General features: G+C 64.8%; 13 protein-coding genes and 1 pseudogene. 4 read left to right on the top strand and 10 right to left on the bottom strand.

The window, feature by feature from the left end; translation table 11 throughout:
- Nucleotides 1-210: 210 nt before the first annotated feature.
- Together CH293_RS16400 and CH293_RS16395 are read left to right on the top strand one after the other, a co-directional pair.
- The gene (locus CH293_RS16400; RefSeq protein ID WP_094720823.1) at nucleotides 211-6726 is read left to right on the top strand and encodes a type I polyketide synthase; all 6516 of its coding nucleotides are present in this window, start codon (nucleotides 211-213) and stop codon (nucleotides 6724-6726) included.
- A 1-nt stretch (nucleotide 6727) separates the two neighbouring features.
- The gene (locus CH293_RS16395) at nucleotides 6728-8083 is read left to right on the top strand and encodes an aminotransferase class I/II-fold pyridoxal phosphate-dependent enzyme (RefSeq protein WP_094720822.1); all 1356 of its coding nucleotides are present in this window, start codon (nucleotides 6728-6730) and stop codon (nucleotides 8081-8083) included.
- 27 nt (nucleotides 8084-8110) lie between these two features.
- On the opposite strand, the gene CH293_RS16390 is transcribed toward CH293_RS16395, so the two are convergent.
- Nucleotides 8111-9097 (bottom strand): 3-oxoacyl-ACP synthase III family protein, encoded by a 987-nt coding sequence (locus tag CH293_RS16390; RefSeq protein ID WP_255122888.1) that lies wholly within the window; start codon nucleotides 9095-9097, stop codon nucleotides 8111-8113.
- 264 nt (nucleotides 9098-9361) lie between these two features.
- Here CH293_RS16390 and CH293_RS16385 point away from each other — a divergent pair, with 264 nt between their 5' ends.
- Both CH293_RS16385 and CH293_RS16380 read left to right on the top strand, forming a co-directional pair.
- Nucleotides 9362-11557, top strand: a complete 2196-nt coding sequence (locus tag CH293_RS16385) for an MMPL family transporter (RefSeq protein WP_255122887.1) — start codon at nucleotides 9362-9364, stop codon at nucleotides 11555-11557.
- Nucleotides 11547-12173 (top strand): N-acetyltransferase, encoded by a 627-nt coding sequence (locus tag CH293_RS16380; protein ID WP_037105641.1) that lies wholly within the window; start codon nucleotides 11547-11549, stop codon nucleotides 12171-12173. The genes CH293_RS16385 and CH293_RS16380 overlap by 11 nt, the downstream gene beginning before the upstream one ends.
- 101 nt (nucleotides 12174-12274) lie before the next feature.
- Here the strand turns inward: CH293_RS16380 and CH293_RS16375 are convergent, their stop codons facing one another.
- The 9 genes and pseudogenes from CH293_RS16375 to CH293_RS28605 all read right to left on the bottom strand — a co-directional run.
- On the bottom strand, nucleotides 12275-14854 hold the full coding sequence (locus CH293_RS16375) for an aminotransferase class III-fold pyridoxal phosphate-dependent enzyme (protein WP_094720820.1): 2580 nt from the start codon (nucleotides 14852-14854) through the stop codon (nucleotides 12275-12277).
- Between the two features lie 229 nt (nucleotides 14855-15083).
- Entirely contained in the window at nucleotides 15084-15626 is a 543-nt protein-coding gene (locus tag CH293_RS16370; RefSeq protein ID WP_255122886.1) for a hypothetical protein, read from the bottom strand.
- A gap of 342 nt (nucleotides 15627-15968) precedes the next feature.
- On the bottom strand, nucleotides 15969-16673 hold the full coding sequence (locus CH293_RS16365; RefSeq protein WP_094720818.1) for a hypothetical protein: 705 nt from the start codon (nucleotides 16671-16673) through the stop codon (nucleotides 15969-15971).
- Between the two features lie 128 nt (nucleotides 16674-16801).
- Nucleotides 16802-18049: an MCE family protein gene (locus tag CH293_RS16360; protein ID WP_094627417.1), complete on the bottom strand. Its 1248-nt coding sequence runs from the start codon at nucleotides 18047-18049 to the stop codon at nucleotides 16802-16804.
- Nucleotides 18046-19347, bottom strand: coding sequence for an MCE family protein (locus CH293_RS16355; RefSeq protein ID WP_094720817.1), 1302 nt, complete (start codon nucleotides 19345-19347; stop codon nucleotides 18046-18048). Before CH293_RS16355 ends, CH293_RS16360 begins: the two co-directional genes overlap by 4 nt.
- Nucleotides 19344-20639 carry an MCE family protein gene (locus tag CH293_RS16350; RefSeq protein ID WP_094720816.1) on the bottom strand — a complete coding sequence of 432 codons (1296 nt, stop codon included), beginning with the start codon at nucleotides 20637-20639 and terminating at the stop codon, nucleotides 19344-19346. The genes CH293_RS16355 and CH293_RS16350 overlap by 4 nt, the downstream gene beginning before the upstream one ends.
- The gene (locus tag CH293_RS16345) at nucleotides 20639-21631 is read right to left on the bottom strand and encodes an MCE family protein (protein ID WP_037105621.1); all 993 of its coding nucleotides are present in this window, start codon (nucleotides 21629-21631) and stop codon (nucleotides 20639-20641) included. The genes CH293_RS16350 and CH293_RS16345 overlap by 1 nt, the downstream gene beginning before the upstream one ends.
- The gene (locus tag CH293_RS16340; protein WP_037105619.1) at nucleotides 21628-22695 is read right to left on the bottom strand and encodes an MCE family protein; all 1068 of its coding nucleotides are present in this window, start codon (nucleotides 22693-22695) and stop codon (nucleotides 21628-21630) included. Before CH293_RS16340 ends, CH293_RS16345 begins: the two co-directional genes overlap by 4 nt.
- Nucleotides 22692-22866: pseudogene (locus tag CH293_RS28605) on the bottom strand (mammalian cell entry protein); the annotation flags it as partial. The gene CH293_RS16340 and the pseudogene CH293_RS28605, both read right to left, overlap by 4 nt.

Here is a 22866-nt window from a genome sequence, read left to right as displayed (position 1 = left end):
GACCGCGCGCTCGCAATTGATTTCCCTATGGCGGTTGTCGGTGGAGTCTGCTTATATTTCACCCAGCACGGAGATCGGACCGCACATCGACGGCGTTCTCCGTGCTCGACGGCGTTTCGGGGGGCGTCTGTTCCGGGGGGTACGGGTGTTGTCCGTGTGCTCTCCGGGGGGCCGTCCATGGTCTGGTCGACACTGTATCGGGGGAGAATCATGGTCGAGATTGCGATTGTCGGTATCGGATGCAGGTTCCCGGGCGGAGTGCACGACGGGCAGAGTTTCTGGGACTTCATGGTCTCCAAGGGCGACGGCATCGTGGACATTCCTGCAGACAGGTGGAATGCGGACAGGTTCTACGACCCCGATCCGGATGCTCCGGGCCGCATGTACACGCGTAAGGGCGGTTTTCTGACCCAGTCGCTGTGGGATTTCGATCCGGAGTTCTTCGGCATTTCCCCGCGTGAGGCTGCGGTGACCGATCCGCAGCAACGGTTGCTGCTCGAGGTCGCGTGGGAGGCTCTCGACGACGCCGGCCATGCCGGACGGGTGTCTGGTCGATCGATCGGTGTGTACGTCGGCGGATTCACCAACGACTCTGCGGGACTGCGGGGTTCGCAGATGGGCAGGGCCTTCATCAATGCACACAGCGCGACCAGCTCGTCGCACACGCTGTTGTCCAACCGTATTTCCTACGCTCTTGACCTGGTGGGTCCGTCGATGACGATCGACACTGCGTGTTCCTCGTCGCTGGTCGCGGTACACGAGGCGGTGCGCGCGCTCGACCGTGGTGAATGCACGATGGCTCTCGTCGGCGGCGCCAACACGATGATCAGGCCGGAAACGTTCGTGTCGATGTGCAAGGGCAGATTCCTCGCGTTCGACGGCCGTTCCAAGTCGTTCGACGCCGCCGCGGACGGTTACGGCCGCGGCGAGGGTGCGGGCATGGTGCTGCTCCGCCCGCTCGCCGACGCGATCGCCGACGGCGACCGAATCTACTCGGTCGTTCGGGGATCGGGCGTCAACCAGGACGGTCGCACCATCGCCATTCCCGTTCCCAATCCCGTGTCCCAGCGGGTGCTGGCCGAGCGGGTCTGCGCCGAAGCAGGCATCGACCCAGCACAGGTCGGATACGTCGAGGCGCACGGAACCGGCACGTCCGTCGGTGATCCGCTCGAGATCGAAGCGCTCGGTGGTGCGTACGGGTCGGTTCCCGGTCGGACGACGCCACTGGTCGTCGGGTCCGTCAAGGCGTCGATCGGGCACACGGAGGCGGCTGCGGGCATCGCCGGTCTCATCAAGAGTGCACTGTCCCTGCACCACGGCACCATCGTTCCCCAGGCGTGGCTGGACACACTGAATCCGGCAATACCGTTCGACGACCTGGCGATTCGTATCCCCACCGAGGTCGAACCGTTTCCCGAGGAGTACGACCGCCGCATCGTCGCGATCAACGGTTTCGGCTACGGCGGCACCAATGCTCACGTGCTGATGGACGCCGCTCCCGCCTGCCCATCGGCCGCCCCATCGACCCCGACCGCGCCTCGCCCGGCCCGGATCTTCCCGCTCTCGGCGCGCACCGATGCCGCGGTCCGCACCGTGGCAACGTCCCTTGCCGACGCGCTGGAGCGACTCGACGGGTCCGACGGTGCGCTCGAGGCGTTCACGGCGGCTGCTTGGACCAGGCGTGCCCACCATCCCGTCCGCGCGTCGTTTCCCTACACCGACGCACAGGATCTGGCCGCGACACTTCGGGAATTCGCGTCCGGGACAGGGCAGACGTCCCACGTCGTGGATGCCGGCGGACGCGCGCCGGTGTTCGTGTTCAGCGGTATGGGTCCGCAGTGGTGGGGCATGGCGCGTGAACTACTGCTGGCAGGCGGCGAGTTCGCCCGCACGGCGGGCATCGTCGACGACGCGTTCATCGAGATCGCGGGGTGGTCGATCATCGAAGAACTGAGCCGCGACGAGGAACACTCGCGGGTGACGAACACGGAGGTAGCTCAGCCTGCCAACTTCCTCGTCCAGGTGTCTCTGGTCGCGGAGTTGAAAGCACTGGGTATCGAACCGGAGACCGTCGTCGGGCACAGCGTGGGCGAAGTGAGTGCGGCATACGTCAGCGGCGCCCTCAGCCTGCACGACGCGTTGCTGGTCAGCTGCCATCGCGCCAGGCTGCAGGCGACGACCGCAGGCACGGGGTCGATGTTGGCGGTGGGCCTGTCCGAGGCCGACGCGTTGGCCTACCTCGCGAAAGCAGGCGAGGACATGGTCGCGCACGTGTCGATCGCAGCGGTCAACAGCCCCACCGCGGTGACGTTGGCCGGCGACGCCGAGCACCTGACCGAGTTGGCCGAAAGCCTCACCGAGGGAGGGTTCTTCGCCAAACGTCTCCAGGTCGAGGTGCCGTACCACAGTCATCTGATGGACCCGATTCTCGACGACGTCGCCGGCAGCCTGGCGTCGATCGACCCGCGGCAACCCGACCTGACGCTGTTTTCCACCGTCACTGCCGGCGAGGTCACCGACGCGAGCTGGGACGCCGGGTACTGGGTGGACAACGTGCGCAAGCCGGTGCGGTTCGCCGACACCGTGACTGCGCTGATCGGTCGGGGCCACCGGGTGTTCCTCGAGGTCGGCCCGCATCCTGTCCTGTCCGGCAACATTCGCGAGATCCTGATCCGCACCGGTGATCCCGGCACGTCCATCGGTACGTTGATCCGCAAGCAGAGCGATGCCGAGTCGCTGATCACGACGGTGTCCGCGCTGTACGCGGCCGGCTCGTTCGTCGGCGGCAGGACCGAACCGTCACCTCACATGCCGCTTCCCGCCTACCCGTGGCAGAAGTCGCGCGTCTGGCACGAGGACGAGAAGACCGTCGCGGATCGGATGGGAACCGACACTCTGTATCCGATGCTCGGTGACAGAACCTCGGCACTGGCGTCGGAATGGCACGCCGAACTCGCCGTATCGCAACTGCCGTGGCTACAGGACCACGTCGTCGACGGACTCGTGCTTCTCCCGGGTACCGCCTACCTCGACGCGGCGATGAGCGCCGCCGCAGTCCGGTCCGGGCGCCAGGAAGTCGGCCTCGAACACGTCGAGTTCGTCGCGCCTCTCGTCGTCGACAAGCACGACGTGCCCGTGCTCGAAGTCGCCGTCGAGAACAGCACGAGGCGCTTCGTCATTCGGTCCAGGTCGGCGACGGACTCGGTGTGGACGATCAACGCAACCGGACGGCTCGTCGAAGGACAGTTCGACGCTCCGTTCGTGGCGTCGGAGATCGACGAGACCAGCACCGAGATCACCGGCGACGTGCTCTACCCGCTGCTCGCGTCGGCGGGGCTCCGGTACGGGCCGGCATTCCAGGGCATCAGGTCCGCGCGCATCGGCAAGGACACCGTCGTCGCCTCCATCGACGCCGGGCGCCACGCAGGCTCGGGCCACCTCGTGCACCCTGCCGTCCTGGACACCGCGCTGCAGAGCGTCGCGACGCTGGCCACCGGGCCGTCGGGGGCCGTCGTCCCGTTCTCGGTGGGAACGGTCAGGCGATACGGGCCGGTTCCGGACGACGCGACCGTCGTCGTCACGAGGACCAGCACGGAGCCCATGCGTGCCGACATCGCCGTGACCGACTCCGAGGGACGCGCAGCCGTCACGCTCGGGAACGTCGAGTTCCGGCCCATCGCTCCCCCGCAGTCGCTGCATGCGCGCCTGTCGAAGGTGTTCTACGAGCCGGTGTGGGAGCTACGTGACAACCGAGACTCGGCGGCGATCGGTGACGAGGCCGCGCGCGATTTCGCCCTCGTCCTCACCCTCGGTGACGCCACCCCGACAACCCGCACGCGCGCCGACGCCATCGCCGCATCCCGACCGTCGTCGATCGTTCTCGACGCCGCAGAGACGCCGTTGGGTGACATCGTGGCCGCTCTCCGCGCAGGGTTGGCCACACCGGGCGTCGACCGGGCCACCGTCGTCGCGGTCGCGGGGGCGTTCACCGATCCGGCGTCCGCCGTCGGCTCGGCGCTCGTCGCGGCTCGCGCCGTGCACATCGCGATCTACGGCGACGAAACCGGTCCTGCGACGGATCCCGGATCGGTGTCGGCCGTCATCGTCACCGAGCGAGCGTTCTGCATGCCGGGCGACACCGGGGGTGCCGATCTCGCGCACGCGGGACTCGTCGGGGCACGCAGGTCGCTGCGCAACGAGCAATCGCCGGCAGCGTGGCGTTTCGTCGACACCGAGCCGTCGACACCGTTGTCGGACATCACGACCGAGACGTTCGCGTTCGGTCCGTTCCAGAACGACGTCGTCGACGAGGTCGCTCTCCGGCAAGGGTCACGATGGGTGGTGACGCTGCAGAGCAACGCCGACGAGCATCTCGCAGTTCGCGATCAGCCGACTGTCGTGCGCGATCCGGAGCAGTCGTTCGCCATCGAGGTTCCTGCGTCGAAACTGCTGTCCGACCTCACTTTCCGCGCCCATGCCCGTCGCGATCCCGGTCCGGGTGAGATCGAGGTCAGGATGGAAGCGGTAGGGGTGAACTACAAGGATCCGCTCAAAGTCATGGGTGTCCTCACCGACAAGGAACTGGCCGGTACCTATTTCGGGACCACGCTCGGGCTCGAAGGCGCGGGCATCGTCACCCGGGTCGGGCCGGGAGTCACCGAGGTGTCTCCGGGCGACCATATGGGTGTGTGCGCTCGAAACATGATGCGCCGGTACGTCACCGTCGGCATCGACGAAGGCGGGACGATGCCCATTCCGTCGGACTGGGAGACGGGCTGGTGCTCTTCGATACTGCCGTTCCTGTGCGCGCAGTACGGATTGGTGCACCTCGCACGCGTTCTGCCCGGTGAGACGGTGCTCGTCCATGGTGCCGCAGGTGGGATGGGCCTCGCCGCAGTGCAGGTCGCGAAGCTGATGGGAGCACGCGTCATCGCGACGGCGGGCACCGAGGAACGCCGCGCAGTTGCCCGGGATGCCGGTGCCGACGACGTGTTGGCCTCGAGGTCGTTGAACTATTCGGACGAGGTCATGGCGTTGACCGACGGCCGGGGTGTCGATGTGGTCTTCAACTCCTCCCCCGGCGAGATCATGGCGCAGAACCTGAACGTGGCAGGCGAATTCGCCCGGATCGTGGAGATCGGCAAGGCCGACATCTACTTCGGTGGCGTCATGGACCTGAAACCGTTCGACCGAAACCTGACGTTCTACGCCGTCGACATGGACCGGATGTTCCAGCACAAACCCGACCTGGCTCGGCAGGTGACCCGCGAGGTTCTGGACAAGATGTCGGCCGGTGACTACGCACCGTTGCCGTACACGACGTTCTCGATGGACCGAGTCGGCGACGCCTTCGACTCGGTCGTCCGGTCCTCGCACACCGGACGTGTAGTGCTGTCGCTGGCCGACGATGCTCCCGTCGTACGGCCACAGATCCCCACCGTCGACATCGATCCGGCGGCGTCGTACGTGATCACCGGCGGCTTCGGAGCCTTCGGAACCGCCGTGGCCAGATGGCTCGTCGACGAAGGCGCACGTGATCTGGTGCTCGTCGGCCGCAGCGGTGCCACCACCGACCGCGCCAAGCAGACGCTCGCAGAATTCGCCGCGCAGGGCGTGACGGTCGGGGAAGAACTGCTCGACATCTCCGACTACGCCTCCGTCCACGGCCTTATCGAACGAGTACACGCACGCGGTGTCGCGATCGCGGGTGTCTTCCACACGGCGGGCCTCGTCGACAACTACGCCGTCAACGACATCACCGACGACTCCCTGCGCAGCATCTTCCTGCCCAAGGTGACCGGTGCCGTGAACCTCGACCGAGCACTGGACGAGGCAGGTGCCGACCCGTCGGTGTTCGTCATGTTCTCGTCGATGAGCAGCCTCACCGGAGGTGCGCCGCAGGTGTCGTACTCGGCCGCCAACTCGGTGCTCGACGCGCTGGCGTGGACTCGGCGTCGGCGCGGAAAGGCGGCGTTCACCGTCAGCTGGGGATCGATGGCAGGCGGTGGCATGGCCGAGGCCAAACAAGAAGTGGTGCGGTATCTGGACATGCTCGGCTTCAAGAACATCGACATGGACGAAGCTACGCTCCTGCTGCGCGAGGCTCTCACGTTCGACGTTCCGCACGTCGCTCTCGTCGGAATCGATTGGGAGCAGTGGGGAATCGCCAACCCGGCGTCGGCAACCATTCCGCGTTTCGCGGCACACATCGCCGCAGCGAGCACCGGCGGGTCGGGCATCACCGCGCTGCACGCCGAAATCCTCGCGCTACCCGAGGACCAACGTGCCGACGTGCTGACGTTCATCCTGGCCGAGCAATTGGCGTTGGTGATGGGCATCGACGCCGAGGCAGTCGACGTGCAGACACCGTTGCCCGAGCTCGGGCTCGACTCGCTGATGGCCGTCGAGTTCGCGGCCCGCGTGGGCAAGACCGTCGGACTGGAACTGTCGGTACTCGAGTTCGGTCGTGGGCTCGGCCTCGCCGCGATCGGAGGAAAGCTCGCCGCAGGACTGACCGCACGAGCCCACGGTGAGGACCGGACTCCCGCACACCCGCCTGCAACAACCCCCGCCGACGAGGACCCGGCCGAGCAGGACCCCACCGTCGGCCAGGCGACCGTCCCGGACCACGCACGCGGAACGGACACGGTGGTCACCGACGTGATCTCCGCGCCCACGGATGCCGAACCCGTCCTGGCCTCGACCGACACGTCCGGAGCCGTCTGACATGACCGACGAAGCACGGGAGATTGCACGTCAACTTCTCTCTCGCAGTGGATATTCGACGGTCCAGGTCGACGGCGCCTCCAGCCCGACGCCCCCGCAGAGACCCACGGCACCTCGTCCTGCCACTCCTGCGGCGAAGGTTCGTGGACGCGGATTGCTCGACCACCCGGACATCGTGTCCACGGTTGCGCAGTTCGACGGAGTCGACTCGATGTTCGAGTCGTTGGGTGTCACCAATCCGCTGTACCTGGAGCACCACGGCAAGAGCGGTGCGACAATTCGGCAGCAGGGTCGCGACATGATCAACTTCGGGGCGTTCAATTACCTGTGCCTCGGAAACGACGACCGAGTGGCGGAGGCGGCGAAGGCCGCGATCGACGAGTACGGCACGTCGGTGTCCGCGAGCCGGATCGTGTCCGGCCAGATCCCGCTGTACGCGGACTTCGAGTCGAGGATCGCGAACATCTACGACGTCGACGACGCGGTGATCACCACCAGTGGCTACCTGACCAACGCGGCAGCCGTGGGATATCTGCTCGGCAAAGGAGACCTGGCCGTGTGCGACGCCCTCGTGCACAGCAGCATCGTCTCCGGCACCGAATGGGCAGGGACCAGACGAATAACGTTCCGACACAACGATCCTGCAGCGCTCGAGGCAATTCTGAAGATGTCCAGGAACAGTTTCGATCGTGCCATGGTGATTCTCGAAAGCCACTACAGCATGGACGGCGACGTCGCGCTGCTTCCGCAACTCGTCGAGGTCGCACGTAGGTACGACTGCGCGGTCATGATCGACGAGGCACACGCATTCGGTGTACTCGGAGAGCACGGCCACGGCATCCGGGACCTGTACGGTTTGCCGGGCGATGCCGTCGACGTATGGATGGGCACGATGTCCAAGGCGCTCGGCAGCGTCGGCGGATTCCTCGCAGGAAGCCGACAACTGATCCGAGCCTTCAAATACTCGGCACCGGGGCTGAGCATGTTCGCCACCGCACCAGCCCCGGCCTCCATCGCCGCGGCGTCCGCGGCCCTCGACGTCATCGATGCCGAACCCGAACGCATTGCTCGCCTGCATGCGCGCGCACGGTATGCCTTCGATCACGCACAGCGCCTGGGTCTTCGCACCGGACTCGCCGAGGGAACGCCGATTCTGCCGATCATCGTCGGAGACACTCAGAAGGCAGTTCTGGCCGGAGTGTCGCTTCTCGAGGCAGGAATCAACGTCAACTCGATCACCTACCCATCGGTGCCGCTGGGCGAGGAGAGACTGCGTCTGTTCGTGTCCAGCGAGCACACCGAGCAGCAGATCGACACGGCGTTGACAACGGTGGCGTCCGTACTCGACAGGATGTGACCGACGCAGCTCAGTGGACGACGAAACTCAGTGGACGACGACCATCGCACCCCAGATGAACCCGGCCCCGATCGTCGCGATGACGGTCGTGCGGCCGGGTAGCGTCCGCCCCTCCCGCTCGAGGTACGCCAACACGGTGAAAATACTGGCGGCACCGGTGTTTCCGAGCCGATCGAGCGTGATCGGCGCGCGTGATCGCTCGATCTCGAGGGTGTCCATGACGTCGTGCACGATGTTTCGATTCGCCTGATGGAAGCAGAAATTGTCGATGTCGCTCAACGACATTCCCGCGTCGGACACAGCCTGCCGCACCACCTCGGGCAGCAGTGTCGTCGCCAGCGTCCACACCCGCGGCCCGTCCATGTAGATGTATTGCTCCCCGCGCCCCACCGAGTCGGCGTCGACCGGATGCCGCGAACCCCCTGCTCGAATCCCGACGGACATGTCGAGTTCGGACGACAGAACCACCGACCTGATACCGCGTCCCGACGCCGGGGCCGCGGTCACCACGGCAGCTCCGGCTGCGTCGCCGAAGAATATTCGCGTGGTCCTGTCGTTCGGGTCGGTCTGCCGGGAGAACACCTCGACCGCCAGTACGAGGACGGTGCGGTAGCGGGGGCCGATCATCGACGACGCGACTTCGATGGCCAGCAACCCACCGGAGCACGCGGCTGCGGTGAGGTCGATCGGCACTGCGCGTGCTGCTCCCAACCCGTGCGCGACGGTCAGTGCCGTGGACGGGAACGGTTGATCCGGATTGGCGGTCGCCAGCACGATCGCGTCGATGTCGGCCGCCACCGATCCGCTGGAGCGCAGCGTCTTTCGGGCAGCGTCGAGGGCGAGGTCGGAGGCAGCGAGTGCGGAGTCGAGGAACCGCCTGGACCGGATTCCGGTGCGCTCTTCGATCCATTGATCGTCGGTGTCGAGGGTGGCGCACAGTTCGACGTTGTCCACGGTTCGAGGTGGCACGGCGTCCGTGAAGTGACCGACGGTGACGCTGGGGACTGGGGGCATGTTCACGAGTGTCCGTTCGCTCGACAGAAGTTGAATTCTTGACCAGAGATGGAGCCCGAAACTACAAGCGGGAGAACGACTTCACTGGCATCGACAGGCGCGGTGAGTCGAGCTGTATCGTAGCCTCGCACCAGTCGATCGAACAGTCTCGACGGAGCAATTTTATCGGTGTAGGGTCACGGCAACATCGAGAAGACCCCCTGCTGTGATCAAGCACGTCTTTCACCCATTCGCTTCGCGTTCTCGCATCGAACAGGACGGCCGTTGACCCAGGATTCATCGAACCGTGAGAGCGCGCTGATCGACCCTACGGCTCGTAAACCTCTGATGGAGTTCGTCATCGGGCATGCCAGAGCGGTGGTTGCCACGTGTCTCGTCGTGATCGTCGCCGCCGGTGTCTGGGGTATCGGCGTCATCGAGGACCTCAGCCTCGGTGGATACTCGGATCCGTCGAGCGAGGCTGCTCGCGTCGACGACATCGTGGACGCACAGTTCGGACGAACCGTCCCCGACGTCGTCGTTCTGTACACCCCACACGACGGGCGGTCGATCGACGAGATCGGCGACGACGTTGCAGCCGACCTCGCCGATATCGACCCGGCTCTGCTGACGCGCCCTCCCACGACGTACTGGAACATCGCCCCCGCACTGCAGCAGGGCCTGAGGTCGTTCGACGGGAAATCGGCAATCGCCGTTCTGACGCTGAACGGCAGCGAGGATCACCGCGTCAAGACATACCTGAGCATCAAGGATGCACGCGCGATCGACGGCGTCGACGTGCAGTTCGGCGGCTTCTCGACCATCATCGACGCCTACAACGCCGAGGCTCGCGCCGACCTGATCCGTGCGGAGCTCATCACCTTCCCGGTGCTGATGGTGCTGTTGTTGATCATCTTCGGCGGGGTGACGGCGGCGGCTGTTCCGCTGTGCATCGGCGGTCTCGGCATACTCGCATCGCTCGCCGTGATGCGCATTCTCACATCGTTCACCGAGGTGAGTGTGTTCGCCACCAACATCGCTACTCTCGTGAGTCTGGGTATGGCCGTGGATTACAGCCTGTTCGTACTCACTCGTTTCCGGGAAGAGCTTCGGCGCGGATCGACCGCACCGGACGCGGTCCGAGCGACCATGTCCACCGCCGGTCGGACCGTCGCCTTCTCCGGTTTGCTGCTGGTGTGTGGATTCGTCGGGATGCTGATCTTCCCGCAGGCGATGATCAGGTCGCTCGGTTTCGGCGGTATGGCAGCCGTTGCGGCCGCCGCGTTCGTCTCGCTCACCGCACTTCCGGCCGCGCTTGCGCTTCTCGGTCCTCGGATCGACTCGTTGAGTTGGAGGACGGGCGCCGCCGAACGCGGAGACGAACGCGCCGAACGCTTCTGGGGCGCGGTGGCGACCTCGGTCATGAAGCGGCCGTTGATCGTCGCCGGCGCCATCCTCGCGTTGCTCGCCCTGCTCAGCGCCCCGGTGTTCGGCGTCGCCCTGGGCGATCTCGACCACCGCGGGCTTCCGTCGGACTCACCGGCGCGGATCGCGACCGACGCACTGTTCACGGACTTCCCGCTCGCCAACTCCGGAGTCACCGTCGTGGTCCGGTCCACCGACGGCGCAGCGCCCGACCCCCGTGCGGTCCAACGGATCACGAACGACATCGGCGCACTCGACGGATTCGCGGCCGCGGCGCCAGGCGGTTCGGCGGAAAACTACGCAGTCGTGCGAGCCATCCTGTCCTCGCCCGACCGAACGGAAGGTGCACTCGCCGCAGTGGATTCACTACGCGACCTTCCCGTGCCGGACGGTACCCGAATATCGCTCGGCGGCCCCACCGCGCTGAGCCAGGACGGAATCGCCGCCATCCACAGCACGATCCCCTGGATGTTCGCGATCATGATCGCGTCGACGTTCGTCGTGACCACTGCCGCTTTCCGCTCTGTCGTACTGTCCGTCAAAGCAATCGGCATGGCGATGGTCAGCCTCGCCGCGACGTTCGGCGTACTCACCTGGATCTTTCACGACGGTCACGGCGCAGGGCTTCTCGGAATCACACCTGGCCCCCTTCAGGCGACGATGAGCATCCTCATCCTTGCTGTCGTCTTCGGGCTCTCGACCGACTACGAGATCTTTCTGCTCTCCCGCATGGTCGAAGCACACGATCGGGGAGAGTCGACCCGCGACGCGGTCCGTATCGGCACTGCACGCACCGGCCGAGTTGTCACGGCCGCCGCCCTGCTGCTCATCACCGTCACCGCGGCGTTCTCGCTCTCGGAACTGTCGATGATGCGGCTGCTCGGGATAGGCGTCATCGTCGGGCTGATCATCGATGCGACGGTCGTTCGCATGCTTCTGGTCCCTGCCCTCGTCGCATTGATGGGTGAGGCGAACTGGTGGCTGCACCCGAAAGCGCCTCCGCGCGACAGTCCCCCCGACACACGACTGGAAAAGGACATCGAACATGCCGGTTGACGTCAGCACGGTCGAGATCAGAGCCGCACAGAGAACCGACATCCGCGAGATGTCCGACCTGATGGCACGCGCCTTCCAATCCGACGACCCTGTGAGCAGTTACTTCTTCCCGAAGGACGCACGGCGGCCGAAGATGCAGCGGCGGATGATGTCGGCGCTGATCAGGCACCGCTACCTGCCCACGGGAGGTGCAGAGCTCGCAGTGCTCGGCGGAAGAATTGTCGGCGTCAGCTTGTGGCATCCACACGACGCGTCACCCGCATGGTGGCGAATCCTGGTCGCCGGTCCACACTTGTTGTGGGCCATGCGCAGTGGTGTCCGAGCAGGCATACACATGGACAAGATGCTCGACGCCGGGGCACCCGACGACGACGCGGTGCTGTGGGTGTATCTCGGGGTGGAGCCGACGCTTCATCGATCCGGGGTAGGCGCGGCACTGTCGCGATCCTTCTTCGAACGAGTGGACCGCGAGGGCCGAACGACATTCGGGATCTGCAAGCAGGGCAACATTCCCTTCTGGACCGCGATGGGGTTCGAGGAAGTCGGAACGGACACGATCGGTCCGGGCGGGCCACTCGTCCACCGCATGAATCGCCGTCCGATCGCACGGCCGTAGCCGCGTCCGCAGCGACACCGCCATGGGCCTGCAGAACTCCGTCACCGGGTTCCGCAGGCCCCTGCCGAGACGTCAGTACTGAGTCCGGTGCCGGTGCACAGTTACTTTCCCTCGCGCCACCGAGTGGACTCCGCCAGTTCGAACCCGTACCGATCCGCCAGAACGCCGAGGCGTCGAACGTTCGCACCGTTCAACGCTGTTCCGATACTTCGCAGTTCGAATTCGCCGGACAACGACAGCAGCATCGTCTCCGCCATGCATGCGTAGGTGAGCCCTGGCGCGAGACCGAACGTCAGACCGAAATCCGATCCTGCGGGCATCGAGACGATTCCGCCGTCGAATACCGTCACATCGGGCCGCGTCAGGCCGACGTCGTGCGGGATGTTCGGTGGCTGCGCCACGTCGCAGACGATGGCGTCAGGCGCAAGATCGGCGGCGTCGATCAACGAGTGCGGCGCCGACGTCGCAGCGATGACCACCTGCGCTCGAGCGACGCCGGCGGCCGGATCGTCGAAGAACTCGATGTGCCCACTGGCCACGAGATCGTCGACGGTTCGCCCGTTCGCCGCCGCAGCGAGCGCGCCTTCACCGCCGCCGGCAGCGTCGACTATCTCCCCCGCTGCGTCCCACAGTTTCGGCGCGATCCGTCCCTGCTCACCGGGCCGCCCGACGAGAGCGATCGCGCCGACGTCGGGTGCCAACGCACGCGCAATGGTCTTACCGATCGCACCGGCCGCACCCAGAACGGTCACCCGAACTGCCCCGAGATCGATTCCGCGTTCCACGCACACTCGGTGCACCGCGCGGATACTGGCCGCTGCGGTGAAGGAATTTCCGGTGGTGAGAACGCCCGCCATCGAACCGAGGGCCAGACCGTTCGCCGTGACGACCGACGAGTATCCGCCCAGTCCGACGACGGTGGCGCCTCGCTCGAACGCGAGGTTCGCCGCAGCTCCTACTGCTGCTACCGCAGCGTGCGGTGGCAGCGTCAGCAGACCCTTCGACGTGAAGGGAAGCCCGATCAAGTTGCCGTGCGCTGCGCCGTCGTGCTCGGTCACGATCCGCCCGCTACCGATGATGTACGACGCAGGCTTCAGTTCCGACGTCGCCGCGGAGAACCTCTCCAGGAGCTCCGCACGTTCGGGGTGCGAGAACTCGGCGAGCGACGGATCGAATGCCTCGAAGATGCTCAGATCCAACGGATGTGCGACGAACCCGAACCGGCTGTCACCAGGTTGCACCGGAGTGTGCGGGAGTCGTGCACCCACGGAACTACCGGAGCGGCCTGGTTCGGTCCGAGCCGGCAACCCACCGGACCGATCCCGTCCGACCAGATGACCGATCAAACCGGCAAGGTCACCTGCCGCCGCGAGCGCGCACGCGCGACCGAGTGCCTCGACCAACCGCATGCATTCGGACTCGGTGACCGTCAGGGGCGGTTCCACCCGCAGCACTCGCGCCCCGAACATCGTGGGCGCCAGCCGAATCCCCTCCACCTGTGACAGGTACGAGGACATCATCACCGCCAGGTTCTCCTGGTCCGCAACCGAACCCAGAATGGACTGCCTCCCCACGAAATTGATGTCGTCGGTGAGCTCGACACCCAACAGCAAGCCACGACCACGCACATCCGACACCACCGTCGGATACTCGGAGGCGAGCCTCCTCAGTTCACGAACAAGCAGATCCCCCAGTTCCTGCACTCGGGAGATCAGAGCACCGCCGTTCGCAGCGAGCTCGTCGAGCACCGCGATGCCGACCCTCGCCGTCAACGCGTTGCCGGCGAACGTCGACGTGTGCCGCAACGCAAAGCTCTCCCCCATCCATTCGGGCTTGCTCAACACCGCCCCGCTCGGTAGCACTCCGCCCCCGAGCGCTTTGGCCAGGGCGAGAACATCGGGTACGACGCCTTCCCTCTCGCACGCGAACATCGTGCCCGTACGCCCCAAACCGGTCTGGACCTCGTCGAGTGCCAGCAGAACCCCGTGCTCGGTGCAGATCTCGCGCACACGCGTCAGGTATCCGTCGGGAGGAACGACGACGCCGCCCTCACCTTGAATGGGCTCGACGACGAACGCCGCGAACTGCTCTGGCGCCGCGACGAGCATTGCTTGGAGTGCGTCGGCGTCACCGTACGGAACGGTATCGAATCCGTGGATCGGAGCACCGAATCCAGCCTGATACATGGTGTTCCCTGTCGCGGACAACGCTCCGAGTGTTTTGCCGTGAAAGCTGTTGGTCGTACTGAGAATGCCCAGGCGTCCCGTCGCGGCGCGAGCGATCTTGATGGTTACCTCCATGGCCTCGGCGCCGCTGTTGACGAACGTCACCCTCGTCAATCCGGACGGTGCGACGGCGACCAGTCGCCGAGCGAGCTCGCCCGCGGGATACAGCACCGACGGTTGGACGAACACCGCCTCGCCGGAGTCCCGCACGGCTTCCATTGCTCGCCACACGTTCTCGGGGTTGTGCCCGAAGGGGAGTGCTCCGTACGCTCCGGCGAAATCGAGATGAGTGCGGCCCGACGCATCGAGCAGTTCGGTACCTTTGCCGGACACGTACTCGATGTCCACGTCCACCGCCGACAGGAGCCTGTGCAGCTCGGGATTGACGTTCTCCGCGAACCCCTCTCGGCCTGGCGAGTGTCGAGTACCGGACGGGCGAAAAGATAAGTCGGTCATGTGAGCTCCGTGTTCTCGCGAAACCGCCTCCGGTGGCACGAGCTGCCGGGAGGCGTTCTCGCGCAACCAGAGCTCGCCCCGTGGTGGGACGCAAGCGCGATGGTAGCTGCCGAGAGGACCGAAGTTAGCGTAGGAAAATACCTCGACTACAGATCAAAGCTGTAAAACCGCACCTACAGTCGGTTTATGTCGAGATCTACTCGATGTCGTGTCGCCGAAATCACACCGATCATTTGTCCTGCGTCGCCGACAACAGCCACTGACCGTCGATCTTCTCCATGTTGGCGATGAGCGGGAACACGACGTTGCCCGACGCGACACCGGCACTCGTCGCACTCACGTTGATGTTGGCGAAGAGCTCGGCCTTGTCGTCCTGAAGCCTCACGACACCGATGTCGAGAACGTCGACGTCCGTTGCCGTCTGCGTCTCGTTTGCAGTCGACTTGATCTCCTCGATGAACTTCTGTGACTCCTCACGGAACGCCGGCGTCATCTTCTCGAGCCCGGCCGCGATGTCGGCGTCGATCGTGGCGAAGTTGTACCTGTACAACCCGACCAGAGCGTCCGACGTCGCTCGCGTCACCTCGGACGTTTCGCCCTGGTCGACCCACGCAGCGTTGTCCACCTCGGTACCGGGCTTCAGCGCTGCAACTGCCGCAAACGCAACCAACAACGCAGCAACAGCACCGATCACGATCGTCGGCACCCAGTTGGTCCGGCCGGCCGGTTCTGCCTCGGATGAGCCTGCCTCGGCTGCAGAAGGCTCGGTCACAGAAGGCTCGGCGACAGAAGTCTCAGATTCAGGAGTCTCAGATTCAGGAGTCTCAGATTCAGCAGTCTCGGCTACGGACGCTTTCTGCTCCGGCGTCTTCGAGATGGAAACCGTGCTGGCAGCCTCTACTGACGTGGGGCTGTCGAGATCCGCAGAATCGGGCGCACCCGAATCCACAGCACTCGAGTCCGGTGCACTGGAATCGGTGGGCTTGCGGTTGGTCCCCGCGACCTTCTTACGCACCTTGCTGGTGGTGACGGGTGGAACTATCTTGCGACGCTGTGGGGGCACTGAGGTACTCCTGACTGGAACGTGTGCGACGGACGGAAGGCGTGGCCTCGGCTACGGACCTTCGGTTGCGCCGGAATCAGCAGGCGCTGGCTCTCCCGAGGGAGGCGTCACACTGGGGTCGGTCACGCTGGGGTCGGTCGCGCCTGCGTCGGGCTGCTGCACGCCCGGATCGGCCGGTGCATCGACGGGATTCAACGGCACCCGGTCTCCGACCGGCAGAAGGTTGTTGACCTTCCACGTTCCGTCGACTTCTTCGAGATACATCCGCATCACACTGCGTGTGCGTTCGGTGAATCCGTCCGGCCCAGACGTGTTGTTCGCGACGATCGCGATCGCAGTGGCGGTCCGGTCGTCGACGTTGAGTTCCGTGATGGTGGCGTCGAGCACTTCGGCGGTGATCTTACGGCCGGAATTACGCTGCTCGTCGGTGACGGCCTTCTTGGTCTCCTCGAGATAGCTGGTCATCTGGTCGCCCGTCACCGAGGTGAGCATCAGATCCAGCGACCCGTCCATGTCGGCGGAGTCGACGGTACTGAGATTGATCGCGGCCTGACGTGCGTCGTTCAGCGCCGAATCGCGGGTGTCCGCAATCGCCTTCTCGTCCCACGCGCTCTTCCATCCGATCCCGAACCACACGCAGGCCGCCAGGGCCACCACGGCAACGACGGAGAGGGCTACCAGGACCGGCCGGGACTTGTTCTTCGGCCGCTGTGTCTTCTTCGGCCGCGGTGTTGCGGCCTCGGTGTTTGACGTCACACTTCAACCTTACTCTTCGGTAACACCGGCATCGACGACGCCGGAGTAACCGTGGAACACGAAACGGCGGTGAATCTGCTTGGATTCCGCAGATCCACCGCCGACGAACACGATACGAGCGTGCACAGTTACTTCGGAGTGACTCCGATCAGGGGAGCGAGCTGCGAGGCGATCGGATTCAGGTTGAGCTTGTCCGGATCCACCTTGGGCTTGCTGTCCCACGGCTGCGGGGTATCGGGGTCCGCGAACACGATCCGGTTGGCACTACGAACGCCGGTGACGCTGCCCTGCGGTGTCGTGCAGTTCGCGTCGAGATTCAGCGGGTAGTTCTCCTCGGTCAGGTCGAAGTTGGGGTTCTTCGCCTTTTCTTCGTCCAAAATCGCCTGCGAGCCTTCGTAACCCAACGTGCACGGAGGCGGGTTGTTCGTCTCGAGCAACAGACCCTGATGGATCGTCCCATCGCCCGGCGTCAATGTCTGCGCACCAGCTGCCAGTGCAGGCAGGAAGATCAGCAGAGGCTTGAGCGCCAGAGTGCGAGGAGCGGCCAGCTCGAACACGTTGCGCAGGTTGGTCAGATCCGTCGTCAAGGATCCACCACCTTCGTTGATCAACGCACCGACCTGATCGCTCGCTGCGGTTCCGGTGTTGATCAATCTCCGGATGTCCGGATCGCTGCTCCGCAGCTGCGCGGTCACCGACGCCAGATCCGTGCTGAACTGCCGGATGGCCGACGACTGCTCGGACTGCGTGTCCAACACGGTTCGGCTGTCGCGAATCAGAGCGAGCGTCTGCGGCAGTGCTTCGTTGCCCGTCTCGGACAACGCACCGAGAGAGTCGACGAGCACCTGCAGGTCGTCACCCTTTCCGTCGAACGCAGCCCCGAGCTCTCGGACAACCGTCGTCAGGTTCTCGAGCGGAACGGTCTTGACGAGCTGATCCGTGCTGGCGAGGACGTTCTCGACGGGCACCGGCGTCTGCGTGTCCGCCGTGGCGATGGTCGAACCGTTCTCGAGATACGGCCCTTCGTCGCTCGTCGGCTGAAGATCTACGTACTGCTCACCGATGGCCGAGCGGTTGGCCACGACAGCGCGCGCTGACGACGGAATCTGCGGACCTCCGTTGTCCAGCAACAGTTCCACGTCGATGCCGTCGTTCGTGAGCGACAACGCGCCGACGGTGCCCACCGGCACGCCGCGGTACGTGACCTCGGCGTTGGTGAAGATTCCACCGGAATCGGCGAACTGACCGGTCACGCTGTACTGGCCGAAGCCGAGCAGATTGTCGAGCCGCACGTACTTTCCGCCGACGTAGACAACGCCCACGACTGCGACGATGACGAAGAAGATGAGCTGCACCTTCACCAGCCGCGATCTCACAGCCCACCTCCGAGTTGTTCGAGCAGATCGTTCAGGGGCTCGAACGGAGTGAGCGGCGCGCCGGTCTCACCCTCGTCCGGTTCGGCCCCAGGCGCTACCGGCACCCCGGGAGGAGGCGACGAATTGGGAATGATCGGGGGCAACGGCAACAGCGAGATGGTGGGCCACCCCGGTCGCGGACCGTTCCCGTTGTAGTACGGGTTCGACGGATCCACCAGTGGGAGCGTGTCGCCGTACTTCGGCGGGATGTAGACCGGATCTCCCTCGCCGACACCGAAGTTGCGCAGAGCGGTGCCGATCGACAGATCGAGCGAGAGATACAAGTTGGCCGAGTTGCCCTGGGTGATCTCCTCGATTCCGTCCGGGAACGGAAGCGTCGGGATCAGCGGCAGTGTGGTCACGATGTCGTCACCCGACGCCGCGAGCGCCTGCAATGTCGGACGCAGCGCTCGCAGGTCCGCGATCAAGTTGTCCTTGGACTGGTTGATCACGTCCGTCCCGACGCTGCCGAGCCTGTCGAGCTGGCCGAGCATCTGCGTCAGCTGCGGACGCTGTTGTTCGAGGACCTCCGTCGCGATCGGCAGATCCTGCAGGACCCGGTCGATCTTCTCGGTCTGCCCGCTGACCTGCGTGGTCAGGAGGTCGAGACCGTCGAGCGCCCGAGTGATGTCGTCGCGCTGCTCTTCGAGTCCACCGATCAGCGTGTTCGCTTCCTGGAGAAGACTCTTGGTGGTTCCCTCTCGACCGGAGAAAGCTGCGTTGAGTTCCTTCACGATCGGAGCCAGTTGCCCGACGCCACCGCCGTTGAGCACCAGCGACAGAGCGCCGAGAACCTGTTCGATGTTCGTCGTCACGCGGGTCCGGTCGAGTGGGATGGTGTCCCCGTCCTTCAGCTTCTGAGGATCCGCGTCACCCGCAGGAACCGACAGCTGAATGAACTTCTCGCCGAGGATCGACGTCTGCTCGACCGCCGCCGTCGCGTTGGCCGGCAGGTCGGTCGAGTCGTTGACGATGACATCGACGTTCGCGGTCCACTCACCGTCCGGAACGCTGATCGAGTCGACCCGGCCAACCTCGACTCCGTCGACCTTGACGGTCGACTGCGGGACCAGGTCGAGAACGTCCTGGAACTGAATCGTGAGACGAATCGGGTTGCTGCCGACATCTGCACCACCGGGCAACGGAATTCCGTACACGCCCTGCGAGCATGCCGTGGCCGACATGACCACGACGGCTGCGCCGACGACGGACGTCAACGACCGTTTCGACGAAATCCACGTTCTCATCGACGCGCTCATCGTCCCCCTCCAAGCGATTCCTGCAGTCCTGGCAGCGTGTTGTTCTCGCCCAACCTCGGTGACACGACACCCGGCACGGTCCCCGGCACGACGTCACCCTGCTGGGTGTCGTTCGTGAGCACACCGAACGGAAGCACCAGTCCGGAATCGCGAACCGGGCCCTGGATCAGCGTCGTGATCTCACCGCACCGGTCGATGATCGGCTGGATCTGGGCACCGAGCTGTTCGAACCTCGGGTCACCGGGAACCAATTTGCCGAGGTCGATCAGGCGGCACACCGTTCCGAGTGGGTCCTGAGTCTCGTTCTGCAGGTTGGCACGTGAGGCCAGAGTGCCCGATTCGGCGTCGTACGAGTTGACGAGGTTGCTGATCGCGAGCGGCAGAATCGTCAGTGTCTCCACCAGCTGCTGGCGATTGTCGGACAGCGCCTGAGTGGGCTGCACCAGTCCGTCGGCCGCCCGCACCAACTGATCGCGGTTGTCCGCCACGAATCCAGCCACATCGCCCAGGGCGATCGACAGCTGATTCAGTGCCGCACCGAGATTCTCCCGCTCCCCGTCGAGGAATCCGGTGAGATCGGACAGCTGGTTGTTGAACTCACGGACCTGCGCGTCGTTGGCCGCGAGGGCCGAGACGAACGTCTGCAGGTTCTTGACCGTGTCGAACAGGTCTCCGCGGGAGTCACTCAGCGTCCGCGACGCTTCCGAGAGCTGAGTGATGGTGTTGCCCAGCGCTTCGCCGTTGCCGTCGAGGTTCGCGGCGCCGGTGTTGACCAGATCGGTCAGCGCCCCGTTCGCGTTGGCCCCGTTGGGTCCGAGTGCGTTGGACAGTTCGTCGATGCTGGCATAGATCTGATCCACCTCGACGGGAGTTGCGGTCCGGTCACGCGGAATCACCGCGTCGCCCGACATCTTCTCCCCACCCGAGTAGGCAGGTGCGAGCTGAACGTATCGATCCGACACCAACGACGGCGTGATCTGCGCCGCCCTCACGTCGGCTGGAACGTCGACGCCGCGCTCGACGCGCATCTTGACTTCGACCTGATCGCCCTGCGGCACGACCGAGGTGACCTTGCCGACTGCGACGCCGAGGACACGGACGTCGGAACCTTCGTAGATACCGACGGACTTGTCGAAGTATGCCGTGATGTCGGTCGAACCCGCACGGGTGAACAGCCACCAGAGGCCGCCTGCGATCACCAGCGCTGCGATGACGACGCCTGCAATGACTGCGCGCGTGCCACCGGTCTTCTTGGTGTTCTCCGTGGTTCCGTCAGCTGTGCTGTCGGTCATCAGTTGCCTCCCAGATCACGCGCGGGCTGACGGTAGCCGGGGATCAACGGCAGACCAGGAGGCGTGAGGTTCGCCAGGGTGATGTCGAGCCAGCGGCCGTTACCGACCACGTTCGCATACATGCGAACGAACGGTGAGTACAGCTGCAGGCCGCGCTCGACGGCCTCGTTGTTCTCGTTGAGGATGTCGATCACGCCGTTCAGTTGTTCGAGCATCGGAGTGATCTGCTCTTCGTTGTCGCGGACCAAGCCGGTCAGTTCCGTCGACAGACGCCTGGTTCCGCTGAGCAGCTGCGAGATCGCCTGCTGGCGATTGTTCAGCTCTTCCAGCAGAGGCCCCGCATCGGCGATGAGCCTGGTGAACTGTTCGTTCCTGTCCGCCAACACCTTCGACGTCTGACCTGTCGCCTCGAACAGCCTCTGCAGTTCGGCGTCCCGGCTCGCGATGGTCTGCGACAACCGGCTGACACCGTCGAGCGAGGCACGGATGTCCGCCGGGGTCTCCGAGAACGCCTGCGACAGAGTTTCGAAGCTCGACGCCAACTGAGTGGTGTCGATGTCCTCGATCGTCGATGCTGCGTCGGAAAACGCGTCGATGACGTCGTACGGAGAAGTCGTGCGCTCCAACGGAATGGGATCCTTCGGCTTGAGCACGTCGTCACCACGAGGATCGATGGCCAGATACTTCTGCCCGAGGACGGTCTTGATCTGGATGGACGCCGACGAGTTGTTGCCCACCCACGCGTCCTGCACGCGGAAGTCGACGTTGACCCTGTCGCCGTCGAGCTCGACGGAATCGACCTGCCCTACCTTGACACCCGCGATTCTCACTTCGTTGCCGGGCTTGAGCCCGGCCGCTTCCTTGAACTGCGCCGTGTACGTCGAGCCGGCTCCCAGGATCGGCAGCTTGTCCAGAAAGAACACCGACACGGTAGCCAGAAGCACGATCATGATGCCGAGCGCGCCGGCCACGAGCGGGCTACGCTTTTTCATTCCTTGATCCCCCCAGCTTTGCAACGCTCGGCCGCGTTGGTGTACAGCGGTTGATTCACCGTCGGAAGCCCGGTCGGCAAGTTCAGGTTGGGCGACGTGCCCGGGCCTGCCTGAATGTCGATGCCGCACAGGTAGAACGTGAACCACGAACCCTGCTGGGCCGTTCGGATCAGTTTGTCGAGCTTCTTCGGCATGGTCTGGATGACCTTGGTGACCTCTGCTTCACGGTTGTTCAGCGTGGTCGCCAAAGTGTTCAGTGCGGCGATCGATCCCTGGATGGACGGCCTCGTCGGTTCCAGAAGATCCGCGGTAGCGTCCGTCAGGCCGGCGAGAGACGTGACGGCAGATCCGACGACGTCGCGGTCGGAGGACAGTCCCGACACCAACGCCTGAGTGTTGGTGATCAGGGAATCCAGCTGGTCGTCGTTCTGATTGACCGTCTGCAGCACCGTGTTCAAGTTGGTGATGACGGCGCCGATCACCGCGTCCTTGTCTGCGACCGTATTGGTCAAGCTTGCGGTACTTCGAACCAGTTCGCTGATCGTTCCGGACTCACCCTGGAAGACCTGGATGATCTGGTAGGACAGCTTGTTCACGTCGTCGGCGCTCAATGTCTGGAACAACGGCCTGAAGCCGTCGAACAGAGTTGTGAGGTTGACGGCGGGCTTGGTCTGGCTCAACGGGATGGTTTCACCGGGGTTGATCTTGCCGCCCTGGTCACCAGCACCCTGTTCGATCGCGATGTACCGCTGCCCGACGAGGTTTCGGTAACGGAGGTTGGCCGTCGCCGAGGCAGGCAGGTAATCCCGGCCGTCGACCGAGAACTCGACCATGGCTTCGCGCTCGTTGACGATCTCGATGTTCTTGACGTCGCCGACGCGGACACCGGCAATGCGGACCTCGTCACCCTTGTTGAGCGATGCAACGTCACTGAAGATCGCGTTGAACGTCTTTCCCCCGCCCCCGGAGATGTTCGCGATCGAGAACGCCAGGGTGGCGGTCGCCAGAATCGTGACGACAGCGAACACGATCAGCTTGACGAGCGGTGCGAGTAGCCCCCTCATTTGATGGTCACCTCCACACCCCTCAATGCCGGCGCCCCCGCCGAAGTAACCCAGGAAGGAACATCCTCCGGAGCGGTTCCCGTTGCCCCGCCGTAGATCACGGCGAGAGTGTCACGTTCGAAATCCGAGCCCGCGTAGGACACCGGCGTCTGTTCGACGATGCCCGGCAGC

The organism is Rhodococcus sp. 14-2470-1b (assembly GCF_002259415.1).
Lineage (GTDB): Bacteria > Actinomycetota > Actinomycetes > Mycobacteriales > Mycobacteriaceae > Rhodococcoides.
Note: the sequence above shows the minus strand (reverse complement) of the source record. Positions and strands in the feature narration are given on the sequence as shown.